24 protein-coding genes are annotated in these 26616 nt (G+C 64.0%); 18 read left to right on the top strand and 6 right to left on the bottom strand.

All coding sequences use genetic code 11. The features are described 5' to 3' along the window. The first annotated feature begins 83 nt into the window (after nt 1–83). From ACWGPT_RS13355 to ACWGPT_RS13285, 15 genes are all read left to right on the top strand, one after another. Nucleotides 84–1211 (top strand): S-(hydroxymethyl)glutathione dehydrogenase/class III alcohol dehydrogenase, encoded by a 1128-nt coding sequence (locus tag ACWGPT_RS13355; RefSeq protein WP_452606097.1) that lies wholly within the window; start codon nt 84–86, stop codon nt 1209–1211. Nucleotides 1212–1292: 81 nt separating this feature from the next. Next, nucleotides 1293–1868, top strand: coding sequence for an S-(hydroxymethyl)glutathione synthase (gene gfa, locus ACWGPT_RS13350; protein ID WP_452606096.1), 576 nt, complete (start codon nt 1293–1295; stop codon nt 1866–1868). A gap of 164 nt (nt 1869–2032) precedes the next feature. Further along, nucleotides 2033–3013 carry a quinoprotein relay system zinc metallohydrolase 2 gene (locus ACWGPT_RS13345; RefSeq protein WP_452606095.1) on the top strand — a complete coding sequence of 327 codons (981 nt, stop codon included), beginning with the start codon at nt 2033–2035 and terminating at the stop codon, nt 3011–3013. Nucleotides 3014–3042: 29 nt separating this feature from the next. Further along, nucleotides 3043–3858, top strand: a complete 816-nt coding sequence (locus ACWGPT_RS13340) for a quinoprotein dehydrogenase-associated SoxYZ-like carrier (RefSeq protein ID WP_452606094.1) — start codon at nt 3043–3045, stop codon at nt 3856–3858. Nucleotides 3859–3870: 12 nt separating this feature from the next. Next, nucleotides 3871–4434: a rhodanese-like domain-containing protein gene (locus ACWGPT_RS13335; protein ID WP_452606093.1), complete on the top strand. Its 564-nt coding sequence runs from the start codon at nt 3871–3873 to the stop codon at nt 4432–4434. 152 nt (nt 4435–4586) lie between these two features. Further along, nucleotides 4587–5174, top strand: a complete 588-nt coding sequence (locus ACWGPT_RS13330; protein WP_452606092.1) for an ANTAR domain-containing response regulator — start codon at nt 4587–4589, stop codon at nt 5172–5174. Nucleotides 5175–5209: 35 nt separating this feature from the next. Beyond that, on the top strand, nt 5210–6496 hold the full coding sequence (locus tag ACWGPT_RS13325; RefSeq protein WP_452606091.1) for a CmpA/NrtA family ABC transporter substrate-binding protein: 1287 nt from the start codon (nt 5210–5212) through the stop codon (nt 6494–6496). Nucleotides 6497–6847: 351 nt separating this feature from the next. After that, complete coding sequence (nirB, locus tag ACWGPT_RS13320) at nt 6848–9304, top strand: nitrite reductase large subunit NirB (RefSeq protein WP_452606090.1); 2457 nt, start codon at nt 6848–6850, stop codon at nt 9302–9304. Then, nucleotides 9301–9654 carry a nitrite reductase small subunit NirD gene (gene nirD / locus ACWGPT_RS13315; protein ID WP_452606089.1) on the top strand — a complete coding sequence of 118 codons (354 nt, stop codon included), beginning with the start codon at nt 9301–9303 and terminating at the stop codon, nt 9652–9654. Before nirB ends, nirD begins: the two co-directional genes overlap by 4 nt. Before the next feature lie 30 nt (nt 9655–9684). Then, complete coding sequence (locus ACWGPT_RS13310; protein WP_452606088.1) at nt 9685–10530, top strand: formate/nitrite transporter family protein; 846 nt, start codon at nt 9685–9687, stop codon at nt 10528–10530. 73 nt (nt 10531–10603) lie between these two features. Further along, complete coding sequence (gene cysG, locus ACWGPT_RS13305) at nt 10604–12103, top strand: siroheme synthase CysG (protein WP_452606087.1); 1500 nt, start codon at nt 10604–10606, stop codon at nt 12101–12103. 352 nt (nt 12104–12455) lie between these two features. Then, the gene (locus ACWGPT_RS13300) at nt 12456–12716 is read left to right on the top strand and encodes a DUF4212 domain-containing protein (RefSeq protein WP_452606086.1); all 261 of its coding nucleotides are present in this window, start codon (nt 12456–12458) and stop codon (nt 12714–12716) included. Between the two features lie 15 nt (nt 12717–12731). After that, on the top strand, nt 12732–14498 hold the full coding sequence (locus ACWGPT_RS13295; RefSeq protein ID WP_452606085.1) for a sodium:solute symporter family protein: 1767 nt from the start codon (nt 12732–12734) through the stop codon (nt 14496–14498). Between the two features lie 84 nt (nt 14499–14582). Then, nucleotides 14583–16409, top strand: coding sequence for a DUF294 nucleotidyltransferase-like domain-containing protein (locus tag ACWGPT_RS13290; RefSeq protein ID WP_452606084.1), 1827 nt, complete (start codon nt 14583–14585; stop codon nt 16407–16409). Between the two features lie 15 nt (nt 16410–16424). Continuing rightward, a complete protein-coding gene (locus ACWGPT_RS13285; protein ID WP_452606083.1) occupies nt 16425–16949 on the top strand; it encodes a hypothetical protein in 525 nt (174 codons plus the stop codon). Nucleotides 16950–17058: 109 nt separating this feature from the next. Here the strand turns inward: ACWGPT_RS13285 and ACWGPT_RS13280 are convergent, their stop codons facing one another. The 6 genes from ACWGPT_RS13280 to ACWGPT_RS13255 all read right to left on the bottom strand — a co-directional run bounded on the left by ACWGPT_RS13280 (nt 17059) and on the right by ACWGPT_RS13255 (nt 22253). Beyond that, nucleotides 17059–18366 (bottom strand): TRAP transporter large permease, encoded by a 1308-nt coding sequence (locus ACWGPT_RS13280; protein ID WP_452606082.1) that lies wholly within the window; start codon nt 18364–18366, stop codon nt 17059–17061. Then, nucleotides 18363–18878 carry a TRAP transporter small permease gene (locus tag ACWGPT_RS13275; protein ID WP_452606081.1) on the bottom strand — a complete coding sequence of 172 codons (516 nt, stop codon included), beginning with the start codon at nt 18876–18878 and terminating at the stop codon, nt 18363–18365. The genes ACWGPT_RS13280 and ACWGPT_RS13275 overlap by 4 nt, the downstream gene beginning before the upstream one ends. 69 nt (nt 18879–18947) lie before the next feature. Further along, the gene (locus ACWGPT_RS13270) at nt 18948–20063 is read right to left on the bottom strand and encodes a C4-dicarboxylate TRAP transporter substrate-binding protein (protein ID WP_452606080.1); all 1116 of its coding nucleotides are present in this window, start codon (nt 20061–20063) and stop codon (nt 18948–18950) included. Between the two features lie 40 nt (nt 20064–20103). Then, nucleotides 20104–20979 carry an amidohydrolase family protein gene (locus tag ACWGPT_RS13265; RefSeq protein ID WP_452606079.1) on the bottom strand — a complete coding sequence of 292 codons (876 nt, stop codon included), beginning with the start codon at nt 20977–20979 and terminating at the stop codon, nt 20104–20106. Further along, entirely contained in the window at nt 20966–21448 is a 483-nt protein-coding gene (locus ACWGPT_RS13260; protein WP_452606078.1) for a MarR family winged helix-turn-helix transcriptional regulator, read from the bottom strand. Before ACWGPT_RS13260 ends, ACWGPT_RS13265 begins: the two co-directional genes overlap by 14 nt. Nucleotide 21449: 1 nt before the next feature. Beyond that, the gene (locus tag ACWGPT_RS13255) at nt 21450–22253 is read right to left on the bottom strand and encodes a crotonase/enoyl-CoA hydratase family protein (RefSeq protein WP_452606077.1); all 804 of its coding nucleotides are present in this window, start codon (nt 22251–22253) and stop codon (nt 21450–21452) included. 109 nt (nt 22254–22362) lie between these two features. On the opposite strand from ACWGPT_RS13255, the gene ACWGPT_RS13250 reads away from it, so the two are divergent. Genes ACWGPT_RS13250 through ACWGPT_RS13240 form a run of 3 tightly spaced genes read left to right on the top strand, consistent with a single transcriptional unit; the run spans nt 22363 to nt 26564 of the window. Further along, complete coding sequence (locus ACWGPT_RS13250; RefSeq protein WP_452606076.1) at nt 22363–24219, top strand: feruloyl-CoA synthase; 1857 nt, start codon at nt 22363–22365, stop codon at nt 24217–24219. Next, a complete protein-coding gene (locus ACWGPT_RS13245) occupies nt 24216–24977 on the top strand; it encodes an SDR family NAD(P)-dependent oxidoreductase (RefSeq protein ID WP_452606075.1) in 762 nt (253 codons plus the stop codon). Before ACWGPT_RS13250 ends, ACWGPT_RS13245 begins: the two co-directional genes overlap by 4 nt. A 6-nt stretch (nt 24978–24983) precedes the next feature. Further along, nucleotides 24984–26564: an acyl-CoA dehydrogenase family protein gene (locus ACWGPT_RS13240; RefSeq protein ID WP_452606074.1), complete on the top strand. Its 1581-nt coding sequence runs from the start codon at nt 24984–24986 to the stop codon at nt 26562–26564. Nucleotides 26565–26616 lie beyond the last annotated feature (52 nt).

Here is a 26616-nt window from a genome sequence, read left to right as displayed (position 1 = left end):
GGAGTGCGCTTTGCTCCGCGAGGCGCGCAGGCAGACGAGAGGGCCCCCGAGCGGGTCTGACGGGGACAGAAGGAGTGACTACCATGGACGTTCGCGCCGCCGTTGCCGTTGCTGCCGGCAAGCCGCTTGAGATCATGACCGTTCAGCTGGAGGGTCCGCGGGCGGGCGAGGTGCTGGTCGAGATCAAGGCGACCGGCATCTGCCACACCGACGACTTCACGCTCTCGGGCGCCGATCCGGAAGGGCTGTTTCCGGCCATCCTCGGGCATGAGGGCGCCGGCATCGTCGTCGATGTCGGGCCGGGCGTCACCTCGGTGAAGAAGCGCGACCACGTCATTCCGCTCTACACGCCGGAATGCCGGCAGTGCCCGTCCTGCCTCTCGCGCAAGACCAACCTGTGCACCGCCATCCGTGCCACCCAGGGCCAGGGCGTGATGCCGGACGGCACGTCGCGCTTTTCCATCAACGGCGAGAAGCTGCACCACTACATGGGCTGCTCGACCTTTGCCAATTACACCGTCCTGCCGGAGATCGCCGTCGCCAAGGTCAATCCCGACGCGCCCTTCGACAAGATCTGCTACATCGGCTGCGGCGTGACGACCGGGATCGGCGCCGTCATCAACACGGCCAAGGTAGAGATCGGCGCGACCGCCATCGTCTTCGGCCTCGGCGGCATCGGCCTCAACGTCATCCAGGGGCTGCGGCTCGCCGGCGCCGACATGATCATCGGCGTCGATCTCAACAACGACCGCAAGGAATGGGGCGAGCGCTTCGGCATGACCCATTTCGTCAACCCGACGGAGGCCGGCGACGACATCGTCGCCTATCTCGTCAACATGACAAAGCGCGGGGCCGACCAGATCGGCGGCGCCGACTACACGTTCGACTGCACCGGCAATACCAAGGTCATGCGGCAGGCGCTCGAAGCCTCGCATCGCGGCTGGGGCAAGTCGGTGATCATCGGGGTCGCCGGCGCCGGCCAGGAAATCTCCACCCGCCCCTTCCAGCTGGTCACCGGCCGCACCTGGATGGGCACCGCCTTCGGCGGCGCGCGCGGGCGGACCGACGTGCCGAAGATCGTCGACTGGTACATGGAAGGCAAGATCGAGATCGACCCGATGATCACCCACACGATGGGCCTGGAGGACATCAACCGCGGCTTCGAACTCATGCATGGCGGAAAGAGCATCAGGAGCGTCGTCGTCTACTGAGGACGGCCGGCGCGCAGCTTCAACGTCGAAGACGGCCCGGACAGCGGACCCGCTTCGGCCCAACAGGGGAGGTGGCATGTCATGGAAAGTGAAGTCCGCATACATCCGGCCGTCGACAATGGCGTCAAACCGGCCGATCCCGGCTTTTCAGGGGGGACGCTGGTCTGTGCCTGCACGGATCGACCGGTCAAGGTGAAGATCGAGGGGCAGGTTGCGCATAACCACGTCTGCGGCTGCACGAAATGCTGGAAACCCCAGGGAACCGTCTTCTCGGTCGTCGCCGTCGTGCCGCACGATAAGGTGACCGTCCTGGAAAACGGCGACAAGCTGCAGGTGGTGGACACGTCCGCACTGATCCAGCGCCACGCCTGCCGGGACTGCGGCGTCCACATGTATGGCCCGGTGGAAAGGGAGCATGCCTTCCAGGGGCTTGATTTCGTTCATCCGGAGCGCTTCCAGGAGGCGGGCTGGGCACCGCCGGAATTCGCGGCCTTCGTTTCGTCGATCATCGAGTCCGGTGTCGATCCCAGCCGCATGGATGGGATCCGGGCACGCTTGCGGCAGCTCGGGCTGGAGCCCTATGACTGCCTCTCGCCTCCGTTGATGGATTACGTCGCGACCTGGGTGGCGAAGAAATCCGGAGCGCTTCCGTCCTGATCGCGATCGTCACCGGCCGGTCGGGCGGAGCCGTCCGCAGCCGGTGACCTTTCACGCGAGGGCGATCCGTGGATGGCTTTCCCCGGAGGCTGGTCACGACCAGTTGCGGTCAGGATCAAGGAGAGGACGCTACCGGGCAGCCGGCAAGCGTGATATCTTGGACAATGTCGAGCGAAAGGTTTCATCCCGTCGACTATGCCGACCAGCTTGCGACCAGCGGGCGCATCACCCGCCGCGAGGCCATGGTGCTCGGCCTCTGCCTCTGCTGCATCTCCCGGCCCGGTTTCGCCAGCCAGGATGCGGGGCTGAAGGAACTGGGCGGCGGCCTCTTCGTCCGGGAGGCGCCGCACGAGGAAGCGTCGCCGGTCAACCGGGGCGGGATCGCCAATATCGGGTTCATCGTTGGCAGAGACAGCGTTCTCGTCACCGATCCCGGCGGCAGCCTGGCGGACGGAAACTGGCTGAGGGCGCGGATCCGGGAGCGGAGCAGAAAACCGATCCGGCACGTGGTCCTGACGCATGTCCATCCCGATCATTGTTTCGGGGCCGCCGCCTTCATCGGGGACCAGCCGGAATTCCTCGGGCATCATCGCCTGAGGGCCGCGCTGGATGCGCGCGGGGACTACTACCGCGAGCGGCTGGTGGAGGTTCTCGGGGCACAGGACGTCGGTGAGGTGGTCTATCCCAGCCGCGTCGTCGACGGTGTTGCCGAGATCGATTTCGGCGATCGCCGGCTGCGGCTCACGGCTCATGCCACGGCTCATACCGATTGCGACCTGTCGATGCTCGACCTGTCGACCGGAACGCTCTTTCCCGCCGACCTGCTTTTCGTGGACCGTATTCCGTCAGTGGACGGGAGTGTCACGGGATGGCTGGCGGAGGCGGAAAAGCTGAAAGGACTTGGCGCGGCTCGCGCGGTGCCGGGCCACGGTCCGGCGCTGGTGGGTTTCGACCAGGCCATGAACAGGCAGGTCGCCTATCTTGCCGCGCTCCGCGACGGTGCCCGGCGGGCGATCGCCAAGGGACTTTCGATCGACGCGGCCAGTCGCGAAGTGGCCCTGGAGGAGGCGGAAGGCTGGGAGATGTCCGCGGACTATCACGGGCGCAACGTCATACAGGCCTACAAGGAACTCGAATGGGAATAGCCCTCATGTAACGCAGGGAGGAAAACACGATGCCGATAATGCGACGAACCTTCTCGATTGCCCTGATGGCGATGGCCTGCATCGTCTCGGCGCCGGGTGTCAATGCTTCCGAAGTGGACGCCGAGCGGGAGGAGCGCTGGCAGCAGATCGTCGACTACCTCTTCGAGGAACGCGAGGTGGTGCCGACGGATACGCTGATCAGGATCGATGCACCCGCGCGGGCGCAGGACGCCGCTCTCGTGCCGATCACTCTCACCATGCCGGAACAGGACAAGATCAGGTCGGTCTACCTCGTCATCGACGACAATCCGGTTCCCCTGGCTGCCCACGTCACCTTCGGTCCGGCCGCGGATGCCGGCACGCTTGATCTTCGCGTCCGGGTGGACACCTACACCAACATCCACGCGGTCGCCGAAACCAAGGACGGGAAGCTCTATTCCAACGCGGTCTTCGTGAAGGCCTCCGGGGGCTGCTCGGCACCGTCCGGCCCGAGCGACGCCGAGGCGATGAAGGGCATGGGCGACATGCGCATGAAGTTCGCGGAGAGCGTGGAGCAGGGGCAACCTGCCGAGGCGACGCTGATGATCCGCCATCCGAATTTCACCGGCATGCAGATGAACCAGCTTACCCGGCTCTACACCCCGCCCCGGTATGTGGAGAAGGTGGTCGTATCCCAGGGCGAGCGGACGGTGCTGGAAGTTGTCGGCGACATTTCGCTCTCCACCAATCCCGCCATGGGCTTCCGCTTCGATCCGGAGGGCCAGGGCCCGATCAAGGTGGTAGCTTCGGACAACAAGGGTGGACAATGGGAGCAAAGCTTCGACCTGCCACCGGCAACCAACTAGGAGGGCGAGGCGATGCAAGGGTCACGGCTCGTCATCCTGTTTGCTATCTTGCTGGCTCTCCTCGGCGGGAGGACGACTTTCGCCGAGGTGAAGGAGCCGGAAGGCATCTGGACCGGCGCCATGCGCGGGGAGACCCCGCAAACGCTTCAAGGTGCTTCAGTCGTCGACCTTTCCGGGCTCGAGACGCTCCTGCCGCAGGACCCGGTGCTTCTGGACGTCGGTCCCGCCGACAGGAAACCCGAGGGATTTTCCGAGGACCGGCTCTGGTTGCCGACCCATCGCTCCCTTCCGAACGCCGTCTGGTTGCCGGGCGCCGGCGCGCCCGCGCTGGAGCCGGGGCGGGAGAAGGCATTCTTCGACCGCGTCGAAGAACTGACCCAAGGGGATCGGGCAAGACCGATCGTCGTCTTCTGCCAGCCACGATGCTGGGGAAGCTGGAATGCCGGTAAGCGGCTCGTGACCCAGGGCTATACCGGTGTCCACTGGTATCCCGGCGGCGTGGACGGCTGGCAGGAAAAGCATGAAACGGTTGCTGTCGACCCCGACAAGGGCTGGCCCGTGCCCCCGGCAAACTAGAGTACGGCGGCCTGACCTTGACAGAGTTGTCCCGGCCGCTTGAGTCCGAGACGAACGAAAAGCGTTGAACCATTTTTGGTCACCGCAATGTATCGCATATTTTTTAGACAATGCCGCTTGCCAGGTTTGCTGCGCTGCGGCATCGTTGGAGGATGTCGCAGGCCGAACTCACGATCCTCGTCATAGACGAAAACGCCATCCGCGCCTCGATCATCGAGGAGGGCCTGCGGGAGGCAGGGCATGAGCGGGTCACCGTCATCCAGGAAGTGAATGGCGTGGCGCGGACCATCGACATGCTGCAGCCCGACGTCATCATCATCGATATCGAAAACCCCAACCGGGACATGATGGAACACCTGTTCCAGTTGACCCGCACGGTGGGGCGTCCGATCGCGATGTTCGTGGACAGGTCGGACACGGCGTCCATCGAGGCGGCGGTCGAGGCGGGCGTGTCCGCCTATATCGTCGATGGACTCAAGAAGGAGCGGGTGAAGTCGATCCTGGACATGGCAGTGAGCCGCTTCAACGCCTTCAGCCGCCTGCAGCGCGAACTGGCGGAGGCCCGCTCGGCGCTCGAGGAGCGCAAGGTCGTCGAGCGTGCGAAGGGTATCCTGATGAAAATGCGCGGACTGTCGGAGGAGGAGGCGTTCACGCTGCTTCGCCAGTCCGCGATGAATGAAAAGAAGAAGATGGCGGATATCGCCCAAAGCATTGTGACGGCCGCACGACTGCTGCTCTGAGGGCAGGCGGGGCGGACTCCCTATCGAGGACGGTAATGGACATGACGACGAGCAGCGACCGGACAGGACCAAGCCTGCCAGCCCCCGCGGCGGTGCGCCCCGAAGGTGTCCGGGTCATTCGCGCCGGGTTCATACCGCTGGTCGATGCCTCCGTGCTGGTCGCCGCCTCCGTCTTCGGTTTTGCGGAACGAGAGGGCTTGCGGCTGGAACTGGTCCGAGACGTTTCCTGGGCCAATGTCCGGGACCGGCTGGCCTTTCGGCAGTTCGACATCGCGCACATGCTCTCGCCGATGCCGGTGGCTTCGATGCTCGGCCTCGGCTCCAACCCGTCCCCCACGATCACGCCCTTCTCGCTCGGGCGGGGCGGCAATGCGATCACGCTCTCGACGCGGCTGTTTTCGCGCATGCAGGCCGCTGCCGGACTTGCCGAGGGTGCAGGTGCACTCGAACATGCACGGGCGCTGGCACTGGTGGTACGGGCGATGAAGGATGCGGGCGAGCCGCCGCCGACGCTCGGCATGACCTATCCCTTCTCCTCCCACAACTACGAGTTCCGATACTGGCTGGCGGCCGGTGGGATCGATCCCGACCTGGATGTCAGGCTTGTCGTCGTCCCGCCGCCCCTGACATCCGATGCGCTGGAAGCAGGCGCGATCGATGGCTTCTGCGTCGGTGCGCCATGGAACATGGTCGCGTCCGAGCGGGGCCTGGGCAGGATCGTAGCCGCCAAGCAGGACATCTGGCCTTCCGCGCCGGAGAAGGTGCTGGGCATGCGCCCCGACTGGGCGGAAAGCCACGTCGAGAACGTCATGCGACTGCTCGTGGCTCTCGACGCCGCGGCACGGTGGTGCGACCAGCCGGAGAACCACAACGCACTGGCCGATGCGCTTGCCCATCCGGGTCACGTCGGCGCGCCGGTCGAGATCATCCGGCGCGTACTGGCCGGCGAGTTCTGCCTCGATGCGGCAGGGACGCTCCGGGTCATCCCGAACTACTTTTCCTTTCATGCCGACCATGCCGGCTATCCGCGACCCAGCCATGCGCTATGGATCTACAGCCAGATGATCCGCTGGGGACAGGCCCGGTATTCGGAAGAGCGAGTGGCGGCCGCCATCTCATCGTATCGCCCCGACATCTACCGTGCTGCGCTTGGGGAAGCGTCGGCGCCTGCCGACGACGACCTGCGCGTGGAAGGCGACCGCCCGGATGACCGTTTTCTGGACGGTCATGTCTTCGATCCGCGACGGATTGCCGACTATGTGGGCGAGTTTCCGATTGCGCGGCACGGTCGTGACGGGTCGGCCGACGAGGACGACACCTAGAAATGCCGGTCGATGTTGGCCCGGGCGTGATCCGGCCACTGCCTATTCCGCCAGCACGGGAAGAGCGGTCCTGCGCACAATGTTTCAGCAGTGCACGTGATTGCCGCCGGCGGAGCCTGTGAGCTCCGGGAGAAAAGCCTCAATCCGGTCAATGACTTCCTACCTGGCTCGGCGTCTGGCATAGGGCTTGCTTTGTAACATTGTGCCGGTCAATGGCGATCGGATATAGGGCGCCAGGCCGCGCCCACCAAGACATCGACGTCGCAAGGATTTTGCAGCACGGGCTCGTCCCGCCAGCGCGATCTCCGAGCGGCGTTTTTTCGTTTCCGATACCTCCATCGAGGACCGCCAATGACCACCACGCCCGAGAAGCTCGTCATCATCGGCAACGGAATGGCACCTGGACGCATGCTGGAGCATCTCTTCGAGCACGCGCCCGGCCGTTACGAGGTGACCATATTCAACGCGGAACCGCGTGTGAACTATGACCGGATCATGCTCTCGCCCGTCCTGTCCGGCGAGAAGACCTACGAGCAGATCGTCATCCACGGCGACGGCTGGTACATCGACCATGGCATTACCCTCTACAAGGGGCATCGGATCGTCGCGATCGATCGCTTCGCCCGGACCGTAACATCCGATCAGGGCGTCACCGAAAACTACGATCGGCTGGTGATCGCGACGGGCTCGCTACCGTTCATCATCCCGGTGCCGGGCAGGGATCTGCCGGGGGTCATCACCTACCGCGACCTCGACGACGTCAACGCCATGCTGCTCGCTGCGCAATCGCGAGAGAAGGCCGTGGTCATCGGCGGCGGGCTGCTGGGTCTGGAAGCGGCGGCAGGGCTTGCCGAGCGCGGCATGGACGTCACCGTCCTGCACGTGATGCCGACCCTGATGGAACGACAGCTCGATCCGGCGGCCGGCTATCTCCTGCAGAAGGCGGTGGAGCAGCGCGGCATCAAGGTCATCTGCAAGGCGAACACCAAGGCGATCCTCGGGGAAGGCCGCGCGAAGGGCGTCGAACTGGAGGACGGCCGCGTCGTAGACGCCTCGCTTGTGGTGATGGCGGTCGGTATCCGGCCGAACATCGCCCTGGCCAGGGCAGCCGGCCTTGCGGTCGACCGCGGCATCGTCGTGGACGCCCGCATGCAGACCTCGGACGGCGACATCCTTGCCATCGGCGAATGTGCGGAAGTGGCCGGGCAGGTCTATGGTCTGGTGGCTCCCCTCTACGAGATGGCCCGCGTGGCCGCGGCCCGCCTCTCCGGCGAGCGAAGCCCGGTATTCGCCCATTCCGATACGCCGACCAAGCTGAAGGTCACGGGGATCAATCTCTATTCCATCGGCGATTTCTCCGAGGGAGAGGGGCGGGAGGAGATCGTCCTGCGCGACGCCACTGCCGGCGTCTACAAGCGGATCGTCCTGAAGGACAACCGGATCATCGGTGCCGTTCTCTACGGCGAAACCGGCGACGGCGCCTGGTTCAACGACCTGAAGAAGAAGGGCACCGACATTTCCGCGATGCGGGACACGCTCATCTTCGGCCACTCATACCAGGGCGGCGCCCCGCTGGACCCTGTTGCGGCCGTCGCAGTCTTGCCGGACGACGCGGAAATCTGCGGCTGCAACGGCGTGTGCAAGGGCAAAATCACCGGGGCGATCACCGGCCGGGGCCTGACGACACTGGAGGCCGTTCGCGCGCACACCAAGGCGTCCGCCTCCTGCGGTACCTGCACGGGTCTCGTCGAGCAGTTGATGACGCTGACGCTCGGCGACCGATACAACCCCGCGGCGGTCACGCCGATGTGCCCATGTACCGAACTCGGTCACGACGACGTGCGGCGGCTGATCCGGGCGAAGGGCCTGAAAACCATCCCGGCGGTGATGCAGGAACTGGAGTGGAAAACCTCTTGCGGCTGCGCCAAGTGTCGTCCTGCGCTGAACTACTATCTCGTCTGCGACTGGCCGGCGGAATATGCCGACGACTACCAGTCGCGCTTCATCAACGAACGCGTGCACGCCAACATCCAGAAGGACGGGACCTATTCCGTCGTGCCGCGGATGTGGGGCGGGATGACCTCCTCGAAGGAGTTGCGGGCGATCGCCGACGTGGTCGACAAGTTCGCAATCCCCGCCGTCAAGGTCACCGGCGGGCAGCGCATCGACCTGCTCGGGATCGAGAAGGAAGACCTTCCGGCCGTCTGGGCGGACCTCGGCAAGGCCGGCTTCGTATCGGGCCAGGCCTATGCCAAGGGGCTCAGGACCGTGAAGACCTGTGTCGGCTCCGACTGGTGCCGCTTCGGCACGCAGGATTCCACCGGGCTCGGCATCCGTATCGAGAAGTTCATGTGGGGCTCGTGGACGCCCGCCAAGCTCAAGATGGCCGTCTCCGGCTGCCCTCGCAACTGCGCCGAAGCGACCTGCAAGGATATCGGCGTGATATGCGTCGAGTCGGGGTTCGAGATCCACTTCGCGGGTGCTGCCGGGCTCGACATCAAGGGTACGGAAGTGCTCGGCCAGGTAGCGAGCGCGGACGAGGCGCTGGAGCACATCGTCGCGCTGACGCAGATGTACCGCGAGCAGGGGCGCTACCTCGAGCGCATCTACAAATGGGCGAAGCGCGTCGGCCTCGACGAAATCCGCCGCCAGATCATGGCGGATGGCGACAAGCGCCGGGCCTATTACGAGCGCTTCGTGTTCAGCCAGAAATTCGCGCAGGTCGACCCCTGGTCGGAACGCGTCTCCGGCAAGGACAAGCATGAATTCAGCCCCATGGCCGTCATCCAGAAGGAGGCAGCGGAATGAACGCGCGTGTGATCTTTGCCGATACGGCCTGGGTTCTCATCGGGACCATCGACGACATTCCGCGCCAGGGCTCGCGGCGCGTCAAGGATGGGGCGCGGCGGATCGCCGTCTTTAGGACCGCCGATGATCGGGTGTTCGCGCTCGAAGACAAGTGCCCGCACAAGAACGGGCCCCTCAGCGAAGGGATTGTGCATGACGGCTGCGTCACATGCCCGCTCCACAACTGGGTGATTTCGCTCGAAACCGGGGAGGCCCAGGGTGCCGACGAGGGGAGGACACCAGCCTTTCCCGTCCGGATCGAAGGTCGCAACGTCTACCTCAACCTCACTGCAACCACCGCGGCTTGCTGAGCCGTCTCCTGCTTCGCGAAAGGAAATCCGATGTCCTATGTAGCACCCCAGGAATTCGCCACGAAAATGATCGATGCGGGCGAATCCAAAGTCTTCATGTCCACCAAGGATACTCTCATCCGGGCCTATATGGCCGGCGCCATCCTGGCGCTTGCCGCGGCGTTCGCGGTGACCGTTACCGTCAACACCGGAAACCCGCTCATCGGAGCGCTGCTGTTTCCGGTCGGCTTCTGCATGCTCTACCTGATGGGTTTCGACCTCCTCACCGGCGTCTTCACGCTCGCGCCGCTTGCGTTGATTGCCCGTCGGCCGGGCGTGACCGTCGGCGGCATCCTGCGCAACTGGGGGCTGGTCTTCATCGGCAACTTCGCCGGTGCCATGACGACGGCGATCTTCATGGCGATCATCTTCACGATGGGCTTCTCGGAGGCGCCCAACGCGGTTGGCCAGAAGATCGGCCTGATCGGGGAGTCGCGCACGCTCGGCTATGCCGCCGCCGGCGCCTCGGGCATGCTGACGCTCTTCGTCCGTGCGGTGATGTGCAACTGGATGGTCTCCACGGGCGTCATCGCCGCGATGATGTCCACGTCGGTATCCGGCAAGGTGATCGGGATGTGGATGCCCATCGTCATCTTCTTCTACCTGGGCTTCGAGCACTCCATCGTCAACATGTTCCTGTTCCCCTCGGGCATCATGCTGGGCGGCCAGTTTACCTGGGCGGACTATTTCCTCTGGAACGAAATTCCGACAGTGGTCGGCAATCTCGTCGGCGGCCTGACCTTCGTGGGCGGGATGATCTACGCAACCCACTACCGCACGTCTCCGAGCCGCAAGATCGCGGAAAAATCCGCGCCGCGCCTCGTCGCCGCGGAGTAGCGCGAACCGGGTCAGGTCCGGGTTCACGGACCTGACCCATCCGCTCCCATCGTCCCCTGCCATGGAGACCGCCATGCCCGAAGTGCAGATTGTCGAGACCGGTCGACAGAGGGAGACACCGGACCGGATCGAGCCGCTGGTCAAGCTTCCCGTGTTCTGGAGCCTTGCCGGCAAGACGGTGGTGGTGGCGGGCGGCTCGGATGCGGCTGCCTGGAAGGCGGAGCTTCTTTGCGCCTGCGGCGCCGAGGTGGCGGTCTACGCACCCGACGGGGCTCTCTCGCCCACCTTCGAGGCGCTGATCAGGCGTATCCCGGGAGAGAATGGCGGCCGCTGCGTTCATCACGAACGGTCGTGGGGACCGGACATCTTCCCGGGTGCGGCGATGGCGATAGGCGATTGCGAGGACGAGCCCGAGGCGCGGGCCTTCTTCGAGGCGGCACTCGCGGCCGGCGTGCCGGTCAACGTCATCGACAAGCCGGAATTCTGTCAGTTTCAGTTCGGATCGATCGTCAACCGGTCCCCGGTGGTTGTCTCAATCTCCACGGACGGCGCGGCGCCTATTCTCGCGCAGGCAATCCGCCGGCGCATTGAGACCCTGCTTCCGCATGGGCTGAAGGAGTGGGCGAAGCTTGCACAGTCGCTTCGCGACGCGGTGAACGAGCGCCTCCAGCCCGGGGTGCAACGGCGTTTCTTCTGGGAGCGCTTCGTGGATCGCGCCTTTTCTGCCGGCGAGGGGCCGGACGCGAGGGCGGAGCTGGACCTCCTTGCCCTGGCGACGAATGGCGCTCCCGCGCCGAAAGCCGGGCGGGTGACACTGGTGGGGGCGGGGCCGGGGGATGCCGAGTATCTCACGCTGAAGGCGGTTCGGGCGCTTCAGGCCGCCGATGTCATCCTGTTCGACGATCTTGTCTCCGCCGAGGTTCTCGAGCTCGCTCGCCGCGAGGCCAAGCGCATGCTGGTGGGCAAGCGCGGAGGAAGGGAAAGCTGCCGGCAGGACGATATCAACCGCATGATGATCGACTTCGCCAGGGGCGGCAAACACGTGGTGCGGCTGAAGTCAGGCGATCCGATGATCTTCGGCCGGGCCGGTGAGGAAATTGCGGTCCTCATGAGCCAGGGCATTGCGGTGGACGTGGTGCCGGGTATCACCGCCGCGAGCGCCATGGCGGCGCGTCTCGGCATATCGCTCACCCACCGCGACCATGCGCAGGCGGTGCGCTTCGTGACCGGGCATGCCCGCGACGGGCGACTTCCGGAAAGCCTCGACTGGCGAAGCCTCACGGAACCCGGGACGACCAGTGTCTTCTACATGGGCGGCCGCACCGCTACCGTCATCCGGGATCGACTCCTGAAGGAAGGCATGCCGGGGGAAGCCGCGGCGGTGATCGTCAGTTCCGTGTCGCGTCCGCAGGAGCGACGGTGGATCGGAAGCCTGGCCGAACTCGGCATGGGTATCGCTGAAATCGGCTACGACGACCCGGTTCTCATCGGCATCGGACAGGTATTCGCGGACGCAGTCTCCCTCGATTGCGAGCGCGGGCCGAGGCTCGGCGAACGCCAGAAAACAGGCTGATGCGGGCTCCCAGCATCGAAGACGAATGCTTCCTGTCAGGGCCCATAAATTCTCAGAGGCGAACGCATCGGTCGCCGGGTTGCGCCAATAAGTGTCATCCGACAGGCCGCTTGCTCCGGACAAAAGGCACGGGTCGAACGCCGCTGCTGCATTTATTTGTGGAAAACATACTCCCCGTCAGTCGCTCTTCGCGCGGTAAGTAACGCTCGCGGAAGAACTAAGACTATCGGAGGATGTACGCATGCTAACCGATTAGGTACTTCTTCAGACTTGTCCACTCGTGTTGGGAAACGGTGAGCGTTTGGACAGGAGGTGGCGTCCTTGGGGGGCGCGAATTTTGGAGGAGGTACACGTGACGGACAAATCATCGTCCAATTCCTATTGGGCAGCGAACATCCGCATCATCACCATTTGCCTGGTGATCTGGGCGGTCGTTTCTTACGGCTTCGGCATCCTGTTGCGCCCGATGCTGTCGGGCATTCCGGTCGGGGGCACCGACCTGGGCTTCTGGTTTGCTCAGCAGGGGTCAATCATCGTCTTCATTGGGCTGATTTTCTATTACTCGATCTACATGAACCGGCTCGATCGCGAGCACGGCGTAGACGAGCAGTAAGGGACGGGGGGAATAATGGACCAGTATACACTCAACCTGCTGATCGTGGGCGCGTCCTTCGCGATCTACATCGGCATCGCGCTGTGGGCCCGCGCAGGCTCCACGGCCGAGTTCTACGCCGCCAACCGCGGCGTCAACCCGGTCATGAACGGGATGGCGACGGCCGCCGACTGGATGTCGGCCGCGTCCTTCATCTCCATGGCTGGCCTGATCGCCGGCGTCGGCTACGTCAATTCGACCTATCTCATGGGCTGGACGGGCGGCTACGTCCTCCTCGCGCTCCTGCTTGCGCCCTATCTCCGCAAGTTCGGCAAGTACACGGTTCCGCAGTTCATCGGCGACCGCTTCTACAGCCAGACGGCTCGCCTCGTCGCAGTCGTATGCCTGATCATCATCTCGGTTACCTACGTCATCGGCCAGATGACGGGCGCCGGCGTGGCCTTCTCGCGCTTCCTTGAAGTGGAAGTCTCGACGGGTCTCTGGATCGCTGCCGCAGTGGTCTTCATCTATGCTGTTCTGGGCGGCATGAAGGGCATCACCTATACGCAGGTGGCGCAGTACATCGTCCTGATCATCGCCTACACGATCCCGGCGATCTTCATCTCGCTGCAACTGACGGGCAATGCAATTCCGCCGCTTGGCCTGTTCTCGACCCATACGGAATCGAGCCTGCCGCTTCTGCAGAAACTCGACCAGGTCGTGACCGATCTCGGCTTCAACGCCTACACAGCCCAGGGCGACATGTTGAACATGACCTTGTTCACGCTGTCGCTGATGATCGGCACCGCCGGTCTGCCGCACGTCATCATCCGCTTCTTCACCGTTCCGAAGGTAGCCGATGCTCGCTGGTCGGCCGGCTGGGCGCTGGTGTTCATCGCGCTTCTCTACCTCACGGCTCCTGCCGTCGGTGCCATGGCACGCCTCAACATCATCGACACCATCTTCCCGAACGGCCCGCAGGAGCAGGCGGTTCTCTATGACGAGCGTCCGGACTGGATGAGGAACTGGGAAACCACCGGTCTTCTGAAGTTCCAGGACAAGAACGGCGACGGCCGCATCCAGTACTACAATGACAAGGCTGCCGGTTTCACCGAGACCGCAACGCAGCGTGGCTGGGCCGGCAACGAACTGGATATCAACAACGACATCCTCGTTCTCGCCAACCCGGAAATCGCTCAGCTTCCGGGCTGGGTTATCGGCCTCATCGCAGCCGGCGGTCTCGCTGCCGCCCTGTCGACGGCCGCAGGCCTGCTCCTTGCCATCTCGTCGGCTATCAGCCACGACCTCATCAAGGACTACCTGAAGCCCGACATCTCCGAAAAGGGAGAACTGCTGGCAGCCCGTATCTCCATGGGCGGCGCCATCCTGGTCGCAACCGTGCTGGGCCTCAACCCGCCAGGCTTCGCAGCCCAGACGGTGGCTCTCGCCTTCGGCCTTGCCGCAGCCAGCATCTTCCCGGTCCTGATGATGGGCATCTTCTCGAAGCGGGTGAACTCGGCCGGTGCCACGATCGGCATGCTCGTCGGCCTCGTTGTCACCTGCCTCTACCTGTTCACCTATCTGGGCTGGTTCTTCATCCCGGGTACGAACATGCTCGAGAACGTACCGGCCAACTACCTGTTCGGCATCACGCCGGCGGCATTCGGCCCGATCGGCGCCCTGCTCAACTTCGCCACAGCCTACGCTGTCTCGATGATGACGCAGGCACCGCCGCAGCACGTGCAGGATCTCGTAGAGTCGATCCGCGTTCCCCGCGGTGCAGGCGGCGCAACCGGCCACTAACTTCGAACCCCGGGAAGGCGGCGGTACGACTGCCGCCTTCCCATTTGCAGCCAAGGCTGCCGATCCGGCCGAAATGAGGGGTCCATGGGTGTCGAAACCCGCGACATAGCAGGATTTCTCGAGACACTTCATCCCTACGACAGCCTGCCCCGGGATGAACTCGACCGATTGATTCCGCGCTTCGAGCGGCGTCTGGTCTCCGGCGGCGATCCCATCTACTTCCGCGGCGATCAATTGCCCGGTCTCTTCGTGATCATGAAGGGTAGCGTCCAGGTCCGCGACGAGTCCGGGACGGTCATTTCGCAGCTTTTTCCCCGAAATTCCCTTGGCGAACGAGGCCTGCTGGCCGACGGTCGCGCCGTGACGAGCGCCAATTCGCTGTCCGACGGTGCCTTGCTCGTGCTGCCGAAGTCCGAATTCAAGCGGCTGATGCAGGAGCAGCCGGTCTACGCCCGCTTCTTCAGCCGAGGACGCTCGGCGGAGGCGCGCCGCGACGACGTGACGATGCGGAAGGTCGGCGACCTGATGTCGACTCCGGTGCGGACCTGTTCGCCGGACGACAGCGTGCGCCACGCGGCCGGCATCATGCGGGAGCACCGGGTATCGAGCCTCGGCGTTGTCGAGCAGAACCGTCTCGTCGGACTGGTGACGACCCGGGACCTGACATCGGGCGTGCTTGCGCAGGGGCTGGATCCGGCCACGACAAAGGTCTCCGAAGTGATGACCGCGAGGCCGATGACGCTTTCGGAAGGCGATCTCGGCTCGGATGTCCTCCACCTCATGCTGGAGAAGAACATCGGCCACCTGCCGGTCGTGCATGGCGAGCGCCTGGTCGGGATGATCACACAGACGGACCTGACGCGCTTCCAGGCGATTTCGTCGGCTCTCCTCATTCGTGAGATCACCAGTGCGAAAGGCGTGGGCGAACTCCGCGCGGTGACGGCGAAGATCCCGCAGCTGCTCGTCCAGCTGGTTGGCGGCAACAACGCGCATCATGTCGTCACGCGACTGATCACGGATATCACCGATGCGGTGACGCGCCGCCTCGTGGCCCTGGCGGAAGCGGATCTCGGGCCACCGCCGGTACCTTATCTGTGGCTCGCCTGCGGCAGCCAGGGCCGGCAGGAGCAGGCGGGCATCACCGACCAGGACAACTGCATCTTCATCGATGACGGTTTCCAGGAGAGCCAGCGGCCCTGGTTCGAGAAGCTGGCGCGCTTCGTCAGCGACGGCCTGGACGCATGCGGCTATTTCTTCTGCCCCGGCGACATGATGGCGACAAACACCCGGTGGTGCCAGCCGGTCCGTGTGTGGAAGGGATATTTCGAAGGCTGGATCCGGGAGCCGGAACCGATGGCGCAGATGCTGGCGAGCGTCATGTTCGACCTGAGGCCAATCGTCGGGGAAACCCGGCTCTTCGAGGACCTGCAGGCGGACGTCCTGGCGCAAGCCAGCCGCAATTCGCTCTTCGTCGGGCACATGATCAGCAATTCGCTGAAGCATGCTCCACCGCTCGGTCTGCTGCGGGCATTCGTCACAATCCGGGCGGGGGAACATCGCAACCAGATCGACATGAAGCACAATGGCGTCGTGCCGGTGATCGACCTGGCGCGCGTCTATTCGCTGATGGGGGCCCTGACGCCGGTCAATACCCGGGCGCGCCTGCTTGCGGCGGAGGAAGCCGGCATCATTTCCAGTTCAGGGGGGCGGGACCTGATCGCCGCCTATGACCTGATCGCGGATTTCAGGCTCCGCAACCAGGCAAACCAGATCAAGGCCGGCGAAAGGCCAAGCAATTATCTCGGACCATACGAGTTCGGTGATTTCGAGAGGTCGCACTTGCGGGACGCCTTCGTGGTGGTGCGGACCATGCAGTCTGCGCTTGCCAATTCTGGAAGCGCACCGGTGTAAAGGGAAGAAGTCTGAATGCTGTTTGAGTTGATTGCCGCCGTGGTGGCTGGTGTGGCGGTGGCCGGGTTCGCCATGAGCCTGAGATGGATCAGTCGCGGGTGGCTGCCGAAGTGGATCGTGCCGGCCACGGCCGGTATCGGAATGATCTCGTATGCCATATGGAGCGAATACAGCTGGTTCGACCGCATGAGGAATTCGTTCCCTCAATCGGTCACGGTGACGTGGTCGAATACGGAAAGCGCCGGCTGGCGGCCATGGTCCTATATCCGTCCCCTGACCACGCGCTTCACCGGCGTCGAGACGTCCACGGCGCGGACGCATCCCGAGCAGCCCGGCCAGGTCATGGTCTCGATGATACTCGCTGCCCGATGGCAGCAAACCACCGTGATCAAGGTCGTCTTCGACTGCAATAACCACCGCCGGACTGATCTGGTCGATGACGACGTTGCGATCGCAGCGGATGGAACCGTCTCGAATGCCCGGTGGATCGACCTGCCGGCAGACGATCCAAACCTCCAGGTGGCCTGCCAGCAGGCATGATGGCCGTTGCCGCGGCCCCGTCGGTGCGCGGTAACCTACGGTTTGAGGGCGGGATGCCGCGGGTGCTCGCCCGGGGCGTTACGCTCGACGCGATCCCGGCCGGCAGGCATCACTGCAGGAGAAGCGGTAGGCTGAGAATGATGCCGGGAAAGGCTATGACCAGCGCGACCACCAGCAAGTCGGCAATCAGGAAGGGGACGATACCCCTGAAGACCTGAACGACAGTGACGTAGCGTGACGCGACGTTGCGGATCACGAAGACGTTTAGGCCCACGGGTGGGGTGATCATGCCGATCTCGAGCATCTTCACGACGAATACGCCGAACCAGACGAGGCTGATCCCTTCCGCCTTCAGCAGCGGCAGCAGGACAGGCAGGGTGACGAGCATCGCCCCGAAGGGCTCCATGAACATACCGAGGACCAGATAGATCAGCACGATAATGCTCATCAGTTCGACATAGCCGAGATCCGACCCGGAGACGAGCGAGCCGATGAAGCCGGAAAGTCCGGTCACCCCGAGGAAACGGGTGAACATGGAGGCGCCGATGCCGATGATGAAGAGCGAGGCGCAGGTGATCAGGGTTTCAAACAGCGATGTGTGCAGGACCTGCCGGGTCAACCTCCCTGTTGCAAGCGACAGCAGGATCGCTCCGCCCGCCCCGACGGCGCCAGCTTCCGTCGCCGTGAAGTAGCCGGAGAACAGCCCGCCGAAAACGAGGACGACGAGGATGGCAATCGGCCAGGTCCTGAGGATCGCCGCGAAGCCTCCCGCCTCACGGAAGGTGCCCATGCTGTTGCGTGGAACCACGTCGGGCCGCAGCCACCAGAAGGCAAGGACGACGAGGCAATAGAAGAGGGCCGTGAGCAGGCCGATACCTATGCCGCCGATGAAGACCTGGGTTATCGAGGTCTCGGCGAATACGCCGTAGATGATCATGAGGATGGACGGCGGGATCAGCGCGCCGATCGTTCCGCCGGCCGCGATCGAGCCCGCCGCGAAGCTTGGCCTGTAGCCCGCCGACACCATTTCCGGGATGGCGATCCGGCCCATGGCGGCGGCGCAGGCTATCGACGAGCCTGAGACGGTCGCAAACCCCGTGCAGGCGAAGATCGAGGAAATCGCCAATCCACCCGGCACCCGCCACAGGATGGCCTTCGCGGCACCGAACAGGCTCGCGGTCAGTCCCGCATGGAAGGCGATGAACCCCATCAGCAGGAACATGGGGACGGCGCTCATCGTCCAGCTGGCAACGAAGCTGTAGGGCGTGGACGTGATGATGCCGAGCGCCGGCCTGATGCCGAGAAGGCTCGCAATGCCTCCGAAGGAAACCGCAATCATGGCGAGCGCCACGGGCACGCGCAGCAGGAGAAGTACCAGAAGGACGCCGACGCCGTAGAGACCAACCTCCACACTCATAGCGAGGCCTCCCGGTCCGTCTCGGTTTCCCCGCGGATGAGGTTGAGAAGCCGCACGACCATGATCAGCGCGGCAAGGGCAAAGCCGATCGGCGGCAGGAAATAGCCCGGCCAGGTGATAATCTTCGTCTGGAGAGCGATGACGAATGTGCCGGTCTGATAGTTCTTCATGGCGGCGAGCCAGCTCGCATAGGCGATGACGGCGTAGACCACGATTGAGAACACGACGATGGCGATGTCGGACATGCGGCGCATCCGTGGCGTCAGCACGAAGTCCATCAATTCGACGGAGATCATCCCCTCCTTCCGCTCCACCCAGGCCAGCGGAAGAAAGGCAATCAGCACCATGTAGTAATAGGAAACGATCTCTACCGTGGCGGATAGCGATGCGCCGGTGGTCACGCGGGAGACGACGTCGGCGCAGACATGCACCATCATCGCCAGAACCCCTGCGGCGCCGACGAAGGCAAGCAGGCGCGCCAGACTGTCAGTAAGCCTTGTAACGAGCGGCATCGCTGATCCCATTGAGAATTTGTCAGGTCAAGGCGGGGTCGCGGGGGGCAGACCCCCGCGACGGTGGCGCTACATGCCGTAGGTCTGGAAGTCGACCTTGCTCCAGACCTCTTCGTCCAGGCGCTTGGCGATCGCCTGCGGGTCGCCGTTGGCTTCCTTGACGATGCCCGTCCATTTGTCGACGAGTTCGGAGAAGCGCTGGACCCTTTCCGGTGCGTCGGCGAAGCCGAAGCGTTCCTTCGAGACTTTGGCGGCCGTTTCCTTATCCGCCTCGGCGAAGTCCTCTACCGCCTTGACGAATGCCGGATCGGGCTCGACGAACTGGATGCCGGCCGCCTCGGCGGCTGCTCGGGCCTCCTTGGCGATCTCGTAGCCCCACCGCTGGGTGAAGATGACGTTCGCCTGGTTGGCGGCGGTCGCCAATTGCTTGCGCTCCTCCGGGCTCAGGCTTTGCCAGGTCGTATCGGCCACGGTGAAGTCGGAAGTTGCGTGATAGGTACCCAGCGGCACGAAGGTGATGTTCTTTACCAGTTCCACGAGCCGGAAGGACAGAAGGTCGCCGATCGACGCTATGGAGCCGTCGATGACCCCCTGCGACATGGACTCGAATGTGTCGCCGACGCCGATATTCGCCGGCACGGCACCGAAATTCTCGGCCCAGCGCGAGAACGGGGCGCCGCCGCTGCGCAGTCTCAGTCCCTTGACGTCCTCTGCGGTCCGTACCGGTCTGTTGGTCAGGAGAGCGTAGACGTCCGACGATCCCGAGCCGAGATAGGTGACGCCGAATTTCTTCATCTCTTCCTGGCAGGTGGCGCAGGTGACCATGTATTCGGTCATCGCGGCCGCCATGGCGTGCGGTTCGCGGCCGGAAAGAGCCAGTTCTCCGGCAAGCGACATGTTGGGCAGATCGGCGGGAAAATAGAGCGGCAAAAGGTTGCCGATCTCGACAAGCTGGCTTTGCAGGCCGTCCTTCATCTGGCCGAGGCCGACCACCTCCGGTCCCAGCACCTGGGCCGTCAGATTGCCGCCGGAAACTTCCGGAAGAAGTTCCGCCAGTTTCGAGTAAAGGTGGCTGTGCGATGGATGCGCCGGCGGCGCGCCGGGTGCAATGCGAAGTTCACGGGCGTCGGCCGTGGTTGCGGCGAGTGCCGCGAAACCGACAAGCATTCCAAGCATGCGATTCATGTTCTGTCCCTCCCAGTTGGAACATGTTGCAGATGGCAATCTAAAGCTTCAGCAGTTTGCGAGCATTCTCCTTGAGGATCAGCGGGCGTACTTCGTCGCGGATCTCGATGCCCTCGAAATCGGCGAGCCAGCGGTCGGGTGTAATCGCAGGCCAGTCGGAGCCGAACAGCATCTTATGCTTCAGCATCGTATTGGCATATCGGACCAGAATCGGCGGAAAGTACTTGGGCGACCAGCCGGACATGTCGATGTAGACGTTGGGCTTGTGGGTGGCGACCGACAGTGCCTCCTCCTGCCAGGGGAAGGAGGGATGGGCCAGGATGATCGGCATGTCGGGAAAGTCGGCGGCGACGTCGTCCATGTAGATCGGGTTGGAATATTTGAGCCGCATGTTCATGCCGCCACGCATGCCGGCACCGACGCCCGTCTGGCCCGTGTGGAACAGGGTGATCGCGCCTTCCTCTGCAATCGCCTCGTAAAGCGGGTAGGCACTGCGGTCGTTGGGATAGAAGGCCTGCATCGTGGGGTGGAACTTGAACCCCCTGACGCCGAACTCCCGCACCAGCCGCCGCGCTTCCCGCGCGCCCAGCTTTCCCTTCGCAGGGTCAATCGATGCGAACGGGATCATGATGTCGGCGTTGCGCGCGGCGATCTCGGCGACTTCCTCGTTCTCGTAGCGCCGGAAGCCGGTCTCCCGCTCCGAATCGACCGGAAAGATCACGCAGCCGATCCTGCGTTCCCGGTAATAGGCGGCGGTCTCCTCGACCGTCGGCAGCATGCCCTTGGCACCGGCAGGGTTCTTGAAGTAGCGGGCCATGCCGGCCTGGAACTCTTCGTAGCCATCGTCGCGCGGACCGCAGCAGGGCTCCTCGGCATGGGTATGAATATCGATCGCGATCAGCTCATCGATGTTCATCGCGCCTGTCCTCCCCCAGCCCGACATACTTCTGCAGAAGCGAGATGAGTTGCGCGCGCTCGCCGTCGCTCAATGGATCGCCTGTCGTGTCCTCATAGGAGAAGAACTGGGTGCTCGAGGTCTCGACCATCCGGCGACCGCTGGCGGTGAGGGTGAGTTCCACGGCCCGGCGATCGGCTTCCGGTGTCCGCCGCGACACCAGTCCCAGATCCTCCAGGGCACGGATCAGCTTGGTCATGTGGGCGCGCTTGATCATCAGCCGCTGGCCGAGAACGCTCTGCCGGATGCCGGGATTGCGTGCGATCACCCAAAGGACCGAAAACTCCCCGGGCTTCAGCCCGCGCGGACCGCGATCGGAGAAGAAATCCTCGAAGGCGCGCAGCTGCGCCAGACGCAGGAGGAAGCCGAGCGAGTCCGACAGCTCGTCGAGCCTTACCTTTTCGACACGGCGGGAGGAGGAGATGTCCACGTCAGTTCCCTCCCGCCGCGCCGGGTGCCTTTACCCGGGCTGCCCGCTTCTCGAGAAAAGCTCGCAGCCGTTCCTCCGCCTCGGGGCTCGTCGCAGTAAAGGAGGCGATGAAGGATTCGACGAACAGCCCGTCCTCCTTCGCCATGTCCTGAATGCGGGGAAGAGCGTTGATGACCGCATAGTTGGATATCGCGGCGTTGCCTGCCGCCGCCACTGCGAGTTCGTGGGCCTTACGGCGCGCTTCTCCGGTCTCGACCACGTACTGGACCAGATTCCAGCGTTCGGCATCCTCCGCGGTCGCGACCCGGCCCGTCAGCATCATGTCCGTCATCCGGGCAGTACCCGCGAGGCGCGCGACGCGGACCGATCCGCCGCCGCCGACGAAGATGCCGCGCTGTCCTTCCGGAAGCGCGAAGAAGGCGGACCGCTCGGCCACGCGAATATGGGTTGACGCCGCCAGTTCCAGCCCGCCTCCGACCACGGCGCCGTGGAGCGCGGAAACCCACGGAATGGTCCCGTGCTCGATGGTCGCGAAGACGGCGTGCCAACGGCGGGAGCCGCGTATGCCCTCTATCGGCGTCTTCTTCACGTGTTCGGCGAGGTCGAGTCCGGCACAGAAGTGGTCGCCATGGCCGTAAAGCACCGCGGCCTTCGCCTCGCCCTCGGCGCGCGCGACCGCATCGGCGATCATCTCGACGAAGCCGTCGCTGATCGCATTGCGCTTCTCGGGCCGGTTGAGCCCGATGTGAGCAATCTCGCCCTGGATTTCGTAGCTGACGAAATTGCGTGCCGGCTGTTCGGCCATTCCTCGCCTCTCCTCGTCACGGGGCTGGCCCGTCCTCGGTTTAATTGTTTACGAGGAGATTGTTTCCTTGTAAACAAAAAATCGGGAGCAATCTCTGGGAGGAGGTGTCATGGCCAGCAAAGCCGTGCGGGATGCGCAGCTGTGGTCGCCCGTTCTTCGGTGGGAGAACCGTTCAAGCGGCGAGATCGTGATCTGGCGGGAAGATCCGCTCGGTCCCTACCCGGACAAGATCAACGAGCGGCTGGTCCACTGGGCTGGAACGGCGCCGGGTCGCGTGTGGATGGCGGACCGCGAGGGAGCCGGAGAGTGGCAGACAGTCACCTACGGCGAGGCGCTGGTATGCGTCCGAAGTATCGGCCAGTTCCTCCTGGACCTTGACCTTTCCGTGGATCGACCACTCCTGATCCTCTCGGAAAACTCGATAGCGCATGCGTTGATGGCTCTTGGCGCCCAGCATGTCGGAGTGCCTTCGGCGGCGATCGCGCCGGCCTATGCTTCGAGCGCGACTGGTCTCGGCAAGCTCGAGGATATCGCAAGGCAGGTCACGCCGGGGCTTGTATTCGCGGAGAACGCCAACGCCTTCCGGGACGCCGTCGATGCCGTATTCGGACGAGAGTTCCCGCTTGCAGGTGTCGGGGCTCTCCCACCCGGACGGCCGAATACCTATTCGTTCGAGGAAATCCTGCGCACCCGACCCACGCCGGACGTCGATCGCGCCTACAATGCCGTTGGGCCGGATACGGTAGCAAAGTTTCTCTTCACCTCGGGGACGACAGGATCGCCGAAGGCGGTGATCCAGACCCAGAGAATGCTGTGCTCCAACCAGGAAATGGTTGCCGATTGCTACCAGTACTTCCGGGAGGAGCCGCCGGTCCTGGTGGACTGGGCTCCCTGGAACCACACGGCCGCCGGCAACAAGTGCTTCAATATCGCGATCTACAACGGCGGAACCTATTACATCGATCGGGGCAAGCCCGCTGCCGCGATGATCGGCCAGACGATCGCCAACCTGCGCGACGTTTCGCCGACCTGGTACTTCAACGTTCCAGCCGGTTTCGAGATGCTTGTGGAGGCCATGCGGGGCGACGACGCCCTGACGCGAAGCTTTTTCAGGAACCTCAAGATGCTGATGTATGCCGGTGCGGGCATGGCGCAGCACACCTGGAATTCACTCCTTGAACTGTCGGAAAGCGCAACCGAACGCCGCGTGCGCCTGTGCACCGGCATCGGCTCCACCGAAACGGCACCCTTTGCGCTCTTCTGTACGGACCCGCAGGAACAGCCAGGCAATGTCGGAATCCCGGCCCAGGGGGTCACGATGAAGCTTGTTCCGTTCGACGACAAGTACGAACTGCGGCTCAAGGGTCCCAACGTCACGCCGGGATACTGGCGCAACGCCAAACTGACTGCGGAGGCGTTCGACGAGGAGGGCTTCTACCGGATCGGCGACGCGGTGCGCTTCGCCGTCCCGGGCGATCCCCGCAAGGGCTTCTACTTCGACGGCAGGACCGCCGAAAACTTCAAGCTGCAGACCGGGACCTGGGTGGCAGTCGGGGTCTTGCGTGCGCAACTCGTCAACCAGTTCGGCGGCCTCGTCCGCGATGCCGTCATCGCAGGCGAGAACTGCGCGGAACTCGGGGCGCTGCTCGTGCCCTTCATGCCGGCGCTGCGAGCCCTGGTAGGCGAAGAGGCAGGTATGAGCGATGACGAGATCCTGGACCACCACGCAGTGCGCAGGGCGATCGCTGCAAAGCTTGCCGAGCATCAGCGAAATGCAAGCGGTTCTGCGACGCGGGTCATGCGCGTCATGCTGATGGGCGAGCCGCTGCGCTTCGAAAAGGGCGAGGTGACCGACAAGGGATCGATCAACCAGCGCGCCGTTCTCGCTCATCGGGGCGAACTCGTCGACGCGCTTTATGGTGATGACCCGGGGGTGATCCGGGCGGAGAAGGAGCTTGCCGCATGAAAATCGAAGGATCGAGCGCGATCGTGACGGGGGGCGGATCGGGGCTTGGCGAGGCGACGGCGCGCCTCCTGGCCGCCCAGGGCGCCATCGTTCACGTCCTCGACAGGAATGAGGCTGCGGCCCGCGAGATCGCGGCCGAGATCGGCGGCGTACCCGTGGCTGGCGACGTGGCCAGCGAAGAGGATGGCAGGCGGGCAGTCGATACGGCCGCGAAGGCGGGCGACGGCCTGCGCATCCTCGTCAATTGTGCGGGGATTGCGTCTGCCGGTCGCATGCTGGGAAAAGAAGGGGTGCTTCCGCTTGCCGATTTCGAACGGGTGATCCGCATCAACCTCGTCGGGACGTTCAACATGATGCGGCTCGCCGCCGAGCGGATGGCTGCCGCCCCTGAACGGGAAGACGGCGCACGTGGCGTCATCGTCAATACCGCGTCGGTCGCGGCATTCGAGGGACAGATCGGACAGGTGGCCTACTCCGCCTCCAAGGGGGGGATACTGTCGATGGCGCTCCCGGCGGCCCGGGAACTCGGACGGTTCGGCATCCGGGTGAATACCGTTGCGCCGGGCATTTTCCTGACGCCCCTGCTTTCGGCATTGCCGCAGGAAACGCAGGAGAGCCTCGGTGCTGCCATTCCCTATCCGTCCCGCCTTGGACATCCGTCCGAATTCGCCGATGCCGTTCGTTTCCTGATCGAGAACCAGTATGTGAACGGTGAAGTCATCCGTCTGGATGGTGCACTTCGGATGCAGCCGAAGTAGTCGGGGATGTCGTTTCACGACCAGGTGACGAGAACTCTCGAGGCGCTTGCGGTCACGCCGGGCTGGCGGCGGCTGCAGCAATTTCGGCCGGATTGCGAGGACGAGACGACTGCCGAAATCCTGGCGCAGGCGGCATCCTTCGCGGAGCGCGTGCTTGCGCCCCTCAATGCTGCCGGTGACCGAGAGGGAGCGCAGCTGGTGCACGGGCGGGTAACGACCCCGGCCGGCTTTGCGGATGCATTTCACGCTTACGCGCAGGCAGGCTGGCTCGCGATGGATATCGCCGATGACGGGGGCGGGCAGGGGCTGCCGCTGACCCTGCAGGCGGCGTGCGGGCCGCTGTTCGAACGAGGCTGCGTCGCGCTCATGATGGCGGCAGGCTCCACCCGTGCCGCAGCCCATCTGATTTCCGAAGCGGGCGATGAACAGCTGGCGCGGGAATGGGTGCCGAAGCTTGCCTCGGGAGAGCGAACGGCCACCATCTGCATCTCGGAAGCCGATGCGGGTTCGGATGTCGGGAGGCTCCGGACGAGAGCGGAACGGGTCGGGGACGAATGGCGGATCTCGGGCCGGAAGACCTGGATTTCCTTCGGCGACCACGACATGACGCAGCAGATCGGCCATTGCCTTCTGGCACGAAGCGGAGACGCGCCGGGCACGAAGGGGCTCAGCCTCTTCCTCGTCCCGAATATCATCGACGGGGGACCGAATGGCGTGACGGTCGAACGCCTTGAGGACAAGATGGGGCTCCATGCCTCGCCGACCTGCACCCTGAACTTCGATCAGTCACGGGGGGCGCTGATCGGGAGCGAGGGGCGCGGTTTGAACGAGCTCTTCGGGATGATCGAATTGATGCGCCTCCAGACGGCGTGCCAGGGGCTGGGGCTCGCTTCGGCGTCGGTTGATATTGCCGAACAGTATGCGCGGGAGAGGCGCCAGGGCGGAGATGCTGAAAACCCGCCCGTTGTGATCGCGGAGCATCCGGACGTACAGCGTCAACTTCGCGGGATGCGCAACCGAACGGAGGTTCTGCGGCTGGCGGTGCTGGAGCTTGCCACCGTCATGGACCTGGCGCGATGCGAACCGGACAGCGAGAAACGCCGAGAGCTTGCCGATTTCTCTGCCTGGATGCTGCCGCTGATCAAGAATTTCGGGGCGGATGCGGGTTTCGTTGTCGCCAACGCCGCCATCCAGGTGCTCGGAGGGGCGGGTTATACACGCGACTGGCCGCTCGAGCAGTATCTCCGCGATGCCCGCGTCATGACCATCTACGAAGGAACCACGGGCATCCAGGCTCTCGACTTCCTGACCCGCCGGCTCTGGCGGGATAAAGGAGCAGGTCTCAAAGAGTTGATGGCAAGGATGGGAGCCGAACTTTCGGCAGCAGACGCTCAGGTGCGGGAAGCCCGTGCGGCGCAGGAAAAGCTCGACGCCTTCGAGGCGTTCAGCCAACGGATGATGCCGTTACAAAGCGGGCCGGAGAAGGCGTACTTCCTCGCCCATGACTACTTCCTTGCGGGATGGGAAACCGTCTTCGCATGGATGGAGCTGCGGCTATGTCGCGGGCGGGATATTCGGCAACGGTGAACCCACCATCACAATACCCCGGCATTGGCGGACCCATGAACCGGCATTGCAT

Source organism: Pseudorhizobium sp. NPDC055634 (assembly GCF_053618655.1).
Note: the sequence above shows the minus strand (reverse complement) of the source record. Positions and strands in the feature narration are given on the sequence as shown.

Excerpts from the sequence above, each read along its gene's own strand:
- ACWGPT_RS13295 (WP_452606085.1), top strand. The coding sequence starts at position 12,732 with ATGGACCAGTATACACTCAACCTGCTGATCGTGGGCGCGTCCTTCGCG.
- ACWGPT_RS13355 (WP_452606097.1), top strand. The coding sequence starts at position 84 with ATGGACGTTCGCGCCGCCGTTGCCGTTGCTGCCGGCAAGCCGCTTGAG.
- ACWGPT_RS13270 (WP_452606080.1), bottom strand. The coding sequence starts at position 20,063 with ATGAATCGCATGCTTGGAATGCTTGTCGGTTTCGCGGCACTCGCCGCA.
- gfa (WP_452606096.1), top strand. The coding sequence starts at position 1,293 with ATGGAAAGTGAAGTCCGCATACATCCGGCCGTCGACAATGGCGTCAAA.
- ACWGPT_RS13245 (WP_452606075.1), top strand. The coding sequence starts at position 24,216 with ATGAAAATCGAAGGATCGAGCGCGATCGTGACGGGGGGCGGATCGGGG.
- ACWGPT_RS13330 (WP_452606092.1), top strand. The coding sequence starts at position 4,587 with ATGTCGCAGGCCGAACTCACGATCCTCGTCATAGACGAAAACGCCATC.
- cysG (WP_452606087.1), top strand. The coding sequence starts at position 10,604 with ATGCCCGAAGTGCAGATTGTCGAGACCGGTCGACAGAGGGAGACACCG.
- ACWGPT_RS13240 (WP_452606074.1), top strand. The coding sequence starts at position 24,984 with ATGTCGTTTCACGACCAGGTGACGAGAACTCTCGAGGCGCTTGCGGTC.
- nirD (WP_452606089.1), top strand. The coding sequence starts at position 9,301 with ATGAACGCGCGTGTGATCTTTGCCGATACGGCCTGGGTTCTCATCGGG.
- ACWGPT_RS13345 (WP_452606095.1), top strand. The coding sequence starts at position 2,033 with ATGTCGAGCGAAAGGTTTCATCCCGTCGACTATGCCGACCAGCTTGCG.
- ACWGPT_RS13340 (WP_452606094.1), top strand. The coding sequence starts at position 3,043 with ATGCCGATAATGCGACGAACCTTCTCGATTGCCCTGATGGCGATGGCC.
- ACWGPT_RS13255 (WP_452606077.1), bottom strand. The coding sequence starts at position 22,253 with ATGGCCGAACAGCCGGCACGCAATTTCGTCAGCTACGAAATCCAGGGC.
- ACWGPT_RS13325 (WP_452606091.1), top strand. The coding sequence starts at position 5,210 with ATGGACATGACGACGAGCAGCGACCGGACAGGACCAAGCCTGCCAGCC.
- ACWGPT_RS13335 (WP_452606093.1), top strand. The coding sequence starts at position 3,871 with ATGCAAGGGTCACGGCTCGTCATCCTGTTTGCTATCTTGCTGGCTCTC.
- ACWGPT_RS13250 (WP_452606076.1), top strand. The coding sequence starts at position 22,363 with ATGGCCAGCAAAGCCGTGCGGGATGCGCAGCTGTGGTCGCCCGTTCTT.
- nirB (WP_452606090.1), top strand. The coding sequence starts at position 6,848 with ATGACCACCACGCCCGAGAAGCTCGTCATCATCGGCAACGGAATGGCA.
- ACWGPT_RS13290 (WP_452606084.1), top strand. The coding sequence starts at position 14,583 with ATGGGTGTCGAAACCCGCGACATAGCAGGATTTCTCGAGACACTTCAT.
- ACWGPT_RS13280 (WP_452606082.1), bottom strand. The coding sequence starts at position 18,366 with ATGAGTGTGGAGGTTGGTCTCTACGGCGTCGGCGTCCTTCTGGTACTT.
- ACWGPT_RS13285 (WP_452606083.1), top strand. The coding sequence starts at position 16,425 with ATGCTGTTTGAGTTGATTGCCGCCGTGGTGGCTGGTGTGGCGGTGGCC.
- ACWGPT_RS13265 (WP_452606079.1), bottom strand. The coding sequence starts at position 20,979 with ATGAACATCGATGAGCTGATCGCGATCGATATTCATACCCATGCCGAG.
- ACWGPT_RS13310 (WP_452606088.1), top strand. The coding sequence starts at position 9,685 with ATGTCCTATGTAGCACCCCAGGAATTCGCCACGAAAATGATCGATGCG.
- ACWGPT_RS13275 (WP_452606081.1), bottom strand. The coding sequence starts at position 18,878 with ATGCCGCTCGTTACAAGGCTTACTGACAGTCTGGCGCGCCTGCTTGCC.